The organism is Parabacteroides hominis (genome assembly GCF_014287585.1).
Lineage (GTDB): Bacteria > Bacteroidota > Bacteroidia > Bacteroidales > Tannerellaceae > Parabacteroides > Parabacteroides hominis.
In genome coordinates this window covers 1-5,534 of the sequence record NZ_JACOOJ010000075.1, presented here as the reverse complement: position 1 = coordinate 5,534, position 5,534 = coordinate 1, and the positions used below count along the sequence as shown (strand labels likewise).

Sequence of the window (5,534 nt, the reverse complement as noted above, 5' to 3'; positions counted from 1 at the left end):
ACCGACAGATCGGGATCGATCCCGTCGGCTTCCGCCCAGTTGTTATATTTGACCGCCTTACGTTTGGGATATTTCAGAAGATCATCAAAAGAACCTTCCAATAACTTACATCCCCATTCAGTATATATGTCTTTTCCGTCAATTGTCATAATATAAGTGCTGTATGATCCTTATGGGTTATCGTTTTACCACCGGCATTCTTTACGAACACCACGGCATAGTTACTCGCATGGATCTCGGCCTCTGCCCCGTGCATTAGGATCACGTTGTAGCGGCCGATCGTATCAAAATGAAGTATAGCCTTAGAACCGGCCAGGAATACCTTCACCGGATTAACCAGTTCCACATCCGTATCGATATAGATTCCCATGCTCTCAGCCTCCTCGCCCCGGAACTCCCGTAATTGTTCCATAGACGGGAAATTGTTCTTTGTGCAGAACTCCGTACCCTGCGGTGTCAGGAGAAGGCGCATAAGGTCTTCTTTACTTTCTGTGCCATGCAACAACCTACAAGCACCTAACCGGTTTGCTATTTCAAAAAACTCTTTGTCCATCATGTTACATTTTTACTTTTACGTTAATAGTACCTTCCAAAGCATCAACAGTATTCTTTGTATTGTCAGAGATTTTGTCGGCTACGGTCTTAATTTCTTTCGTATTCTCTGCGATCTGCTCGGTATTCTTTTCAACCTTATCCGAAAGATCACGAATAGCTTTCACATCTTCCCATCCTTTTACCTGAAGGTCAAAGATGAGTCGCATTTGCTCACGGATCGGTTGCATACTACCACGTATGTCTTCCAGCAGGACACCGAAACGACCGAATTGTCCGGCAAGTAAACTGATACTCTCCTGTGATGCTTTAGAGAATGCACCTTTCAGAGAGTTATCGGAAACATTTTCTTCTTCCTGTTTGTCCTTCATCAGGCTATCAGCCCAACCAAACTGCTTATCCAATTCTCTCTGTAACTCTTCCGCCATATTGTAGATATAATCCTGTTCCCAACCAGAAAGGACGTTGTCGGCATAGAATTCCTTCAGCTTGTCACGGATCTTCTCCATCGCCTTGGATGATTGGATAGCCGATTTTATAGAGGTTGTCACCATCTGCTGCATCATCTTTTTGACAGTTTCCTTTGCCGACTCCGCCCTATCTTCCCCGGAAGCCCATGCATCGGCGTATGCATCTGCAAAATTCTCTATAGCCGACTTTAAATCCTCTCCGAAGATGGCATCTTTGGCCTTCTCCTTGTTATCAGCGATGGCTTCATTGATCTCATCGATCTGGTTCTGCCATTCCTTGATGCGGTTGTCATCGGTTTTCTTTTTATCCTGTTCTTCACGGATCTGCTGCTGGATAAGGAGCTTCTGCTGTTCTAATAGCTTATTATTCTGCTCGATCAATTTGGAAGCATCTTTTGAATAAGCCTTTTCGATTGACTTTTCCAGTTTATCATACGATTTATCCAAAGTGTCGATCTGATCCTGCAACCGCTCAATACGCTTCTCGTTTTTAGCGTCATGAATCTTGGCGATGGCGCCGGCCAAAGACGTGACCACACCAATGGCAGCACCGGCAGACGCTCCGATGGGTCCAAACATGGAACCAGCTTTAGCACCGTTCATTGCAGAACTTACAGTGTCCATAGCCACGCTGAAGCCTTCGGCTATCCCATCGAATACACCTCCGAACGAATCTCCGATCTTCGAAAACGTGTCAGAAAGGAATTGTCCGGCCTGCATGATCTCATTCATGCCCTCTTCTATTTCAGCCAAACCTTCTTTTAACTTCTTGGTATCATTTTCAGAGGCAAATACTTTTTTCAGGCCATTTGACACTTTATTAAAAGAGGTTTCCATTTGGTCGGCCTCACGGCGGACGTTGGCTATTTCATCTTTGATGGCTTTCAACTGATCCGGAGATTTACGAAGCACATCAAACTGTTCTTTGGTAATACCGAATGAATTATTAGATGAATATTCCCCTCTTTCAAGAAAAGACAAGAATTTTTCCGCTTCATCCGCAATGGCACGAATAGAGGTGATATTCTTTTTACTCATATCATCAAACAGCCGGGTGATAATGGAGGTGCTCTTTTGGGCTTCATTATCCACGTCCGCCAGCTCTTTCTTCATACCTTCTGCAAGGGAAAGCCGTTCACCTTCCGTTGTGGCCTTTGCTATCTTCTCATTATAAAGCTCCGTGATAGCCTGACGCTTTTCCAAATATGAACCATATTCTTTCAGGTATTCGTTCATGGCGCGTTCTTCTGCTTCAATCTGCTCATGGATAACATCAGATGTCGCATTTCCTAATTTGGCCCCAGCATTGACTTTTGCCACTCGGATCTCAATCGTCTGCTCTTTGGTCAACTTTCCGCCTTGTGCCTCTCTCCATTCTTTTTCTCTTGCACGGATAGTATCCAACTCTCTGTCATAGTCAAGATTCAACTGGGCGATCTTCTTGTCGGAACCTTCTTTCATCTGGTCTATCTCGGATTGCTGATTCTGGCGGCGAAGGGATAAAAGTTCCTTTTGAAGTTTTTTCTGTTTCTCAAGTTCTTTCTGATCTACAGGTTTTGCAAACTTCGTCTCTTCTTGTTTTGATTGTTTATTTACCAAAGCCTCTGCTTTCGTACGATCTTTTAATCCTTGTACAACGATCTCTACTGCCTTCTCATGTTCTATCTTTAGCTGCTCATTCCGTTTTCGCAACCGACGTAATTCAAGTGCTTCTGGGAAGCTAGTGTCAAGCCAACTTTTTTTATCTAGTTGAGAAATCCGTTTACTATTTTTAGCCATCTCTTCTTCAATGGAATTCACAGTTGCACGTTGTTGTGCCATAGTACGATCATCTATCGACTTGGACAACATCTTGTTGACTTCAACCATATCCATTAAAAGGAATTTCTGTAGAGAAAGATTTTTCAATTCATTCGGATAAAGCTCTTGTAACTTTTTATAAGCTTCAACCTTTTGCAAAGTGGACTTATTTTCATCTTGCAACACACCCAACATTTCTTCCGTCTGACTTCTCATTCCGTCAGACCATTCTCTCATTTCTGCGACTCTCTTATTATGAGCAGTCAATGCCTTTTCCGAAGCTGTAGCCTGTGTCGCAAGTTTGAATATTGCATATCCCAATGCGGTAACACCTGCCACAGCTAATACATATGGGTTTGCAAGAGCTGCCTTTCCTGCCGCCAACATAGCAACAGCCTGTTTTCTTAAAGCACCGGTAAGTAATGCTGTAGCTGTCGTATGTTGAATTGTCGCTAATCGGCTTAGAGCAGATGATTTTACATACGAATGTTGAGCTACCTGAACTAATAGAATAGCTGTTTTATATGAAAGAAAAGCTCCAGCTGCATTCTTTACCAACGATTCAAGGTTTGATATTGTACCTTCTATATTGTTATTCTCAAATGCTTCATTAAAAGCCTTGGCAATATCGGAGACTTCTTTCAGAATCTTCTCTCCCAAAGGACGCAAATAGGCCTGTACATTATTAGCCAACAATGTAAGCTGATTATCTGCAGCATCTTTCATCTTTTCAAACGCGGCTTCCGTAGCCCCTAAAGAGCTTTGCAACTCTTCGAGATCACTCGCTGCCGACTTAGCATTCTTTCCGGTCAAAGCCAATGTAGCAGCCAACCCTTCATCCGTACCGAGCATTTCCTTCATCTTAGAGGCGGAACCGCCGGCCTTCTCGTTAATCAACTGCAATGCTTCTTGGAAAGTACGACCTTGGAAAGCTGCATCCCCAAGTTCTCCGGCAGTGCCCTGGATAGCAGCCCGGATTTGAGTCATTGCCTGCGCTGTCGGCGTTCCCTGTTTGGTCAATGAAGCGACTGCACCCAACACTTGATCGATGCTAATCCCGTATGCGGCTGCAATAGGTGCAACTTGGGCTATGGAAGCCCCCAATTCGCCAAAGGTAGTCTTACCCAACCGGACAGTTGTAAAAAGCTGATCCGAGACCGTACCGGCCTCCTCCGCTGACATCTTATAAGCATTCAGGATCGTTGTTATGGCATCGGCTGCCGTCTCGGTTTCTGTAAGCCCTCCCACGGCAGCTTTAGCCGAGACTTCCAGAATCTTCATGCCATCCGCCCCATCATGACCGGCAGAAACAATGCTATAGAGTGCTTTGGCTGCTTCCGGAGCCTTGATCGGTATCTCTTGGGTTATGGACATGACCTGATTCATGAAACCGGTCATGTCGTCCGTCACCTGCGTGGAAATGGTTGCCACTTCCAGCATGTTCTTGCGAAACTCTTTTTCAAAATCGTATGAACTCTTGGCTGCCTTGGCAAATGCCGTCGCCGCACTGATACCGATACCGCCGAATATATCAAAAGATGTAACCTCGCTTGCCAAAGTCTTGATAATTCCCATCGCATCCCGTTTTCCCGCGTATAAGCCGGAATTATCGATACCAGTAGCCATAAATAAGGCTCCATCCCTATTTCTGATTCCCATAATGCGTTTATGGTAAAATATAGACAAAAGCATTTGTATTCAGGAATCTTTTGTATATTTGCTGTATGAGTCCAACAGTTTTTTATAAAAATGGAATGCGTTTCTTTTTCTTCTCTTTAGAAGAAAGCAGAATGCATATACATATCAGACAAGCAGAAAAAAAGGCTAAAATTTGGATAGAGCCTTCGATTTCTTTGGCTGAAAATAAAGGTTTTTCTTCAACCGAAATTTCAAACATAATAAAGGAGGTACAAAAACATGAGCACATTATTAGAGAAAAATGGAACAACCACCGCGGAAGTAACAATGATTAATGCACGCGGTATCCTCCTTTTCGTAGGAGGGAAGGAATATTATCTATCGTATGACAGATACCCTTGGTTCAAAAATGCCAAAGTATCGGATGTATTGGATGTGACCATGCCAGATGAAGAATCATTGCGTTGGGATGCAATCGATGTGGATCTTGAGATCGACAGCATAATTCATCCGGAGCGTTACCCGATATCTTTTTAACAAACAAAGCCCTGCTAACTTCACAGTCCGCAGGGCTTTTTATTTACCAAACAAATCAAAATTCATCACTATGACAAAATCTTTTCTCTACTCTCAATGTAATATATAACTATGCCGATGAAACTTTCTTTATCCGTTTCACACGACCAGTATCGAAGTCAACCATTTCAATCCATTCTCCATCTTCCTCTTTAATTGACGTATCTTCCGAATGAAAATCTTTGGCTCGCCGGTTCATCAAATAACCACGCTCACGTAGCATGCCGATCAACAGGGTAAAGCTGCTATCCAATATTTGTTCATGAGAATAACCGAAAGCCTCATTGCAGGTCACTAAGAACATGAAGCTGCTTTGAGGGCCTTCTTCTTCCATGTCTCGCTGTTTCTTTGAAGGGCTATTATCTCCGCTTCGCTTAATGGGCTCACAGCTTCCAGCGCTATGATAGTACGAGAAAAAGGGTTGCAACCGATCCGGTATAAGATGGCATTCAGAAGGATGTAAATATCCTCCCATGTACAGTTATCTTTCAGGGCTTC

5 protein-coding genes and 1 pseudogene are annotated in these 5,534 nt (G+C 43.5%); 2 read left to right on the top strand and 4 right to left on the bottom strand.

Going from position 1 to position 5,534, the window contains the following annotated elements:
• Positions 1-145 precede the first annotated feature (145 nt).
• Both H8S65_RS20505 and H8S65_RS20500 read right to left on the bottom strand, forming a co-directional pair.
• Positions 146-553, bottom strand: a complete 408-nt coding sequence (locus tag H8S65_RS20505) for a hypothetical protein (RefSeq protein ID WP_186931673.1) — start codon at positions 551-553, stop codon at positions 146-148.
• 4 nt (positions 554-557) lie between these two features.
• On the bottom strand, positions 558-4,481 hold the full coding sequence (locus H8S65_RS20500; RefSeq protein ID WP_186931671.1) for a phage tail tape measure protein: 3,924 nt from the start codon (positions 4,479-4,481) through the stop codon (positions 558-560).
• 65 nt (positions 4,482-4,546) lie between these two features.
• On the opposite strand from H8S65_RS20500, the gene H8S65_RS20495 reads away from it, so the two are divergent.
• Both H8S65_RS20495 and H8S65_RS20490 read left to right on the top strand, forming a co-directional pair.
• Positions 4,547-4,795 (top strand): DUF4160 domain-containing protein, encoded by a 249-nt coding sequence (locus H8S65_RS20495; RefSeq protein WP_255489339.1) that lies wholly within the window; start codon positions 4,547-4,549, stop codon positions 4,793-4,795.
• Positions 4,740-4,997 carry a DUF2442 domain-containing protein gene (locus H8S65_RS20490; protein ID WP_186931670.1) on the top strand — a complete coding sequence of 86 codons (258 nt, stop codon included), beginning with the start codon at positions 4,740-4,742 and terminating at the stop codon, positions 4,995-4,997. The genes H8S65_RS20495 and H8S65_RS20490 overlap by 56 nt, the downstream gene beginning before the upstream one ends.
• A gap of 109 nt (positions 4,998-5,106) precedes the next feature.
• Here H8S65_RS20490 and H8S65_RS20485 read toward each other — a convergent pair whose 3' ends face one another.
• Positions 5,107-5,370, bottom strand: coding sequence for a hypothetical protein (locus tag H8S65_RS20485; protein WP_186931669.1), 264 nt, complete (start codon positions 5,368-5,370; stop codon positions 5,107-5,109).
• Positions 5,331-5,534: pseudogene (locus H8S65_RS20965) on the bottom strand (hypothetical protein); the annotation flags it as partial. The pseudogene H8S65_RS20965 and the gene H8S65_RS20485, both read right to left, overlap by 40 nt.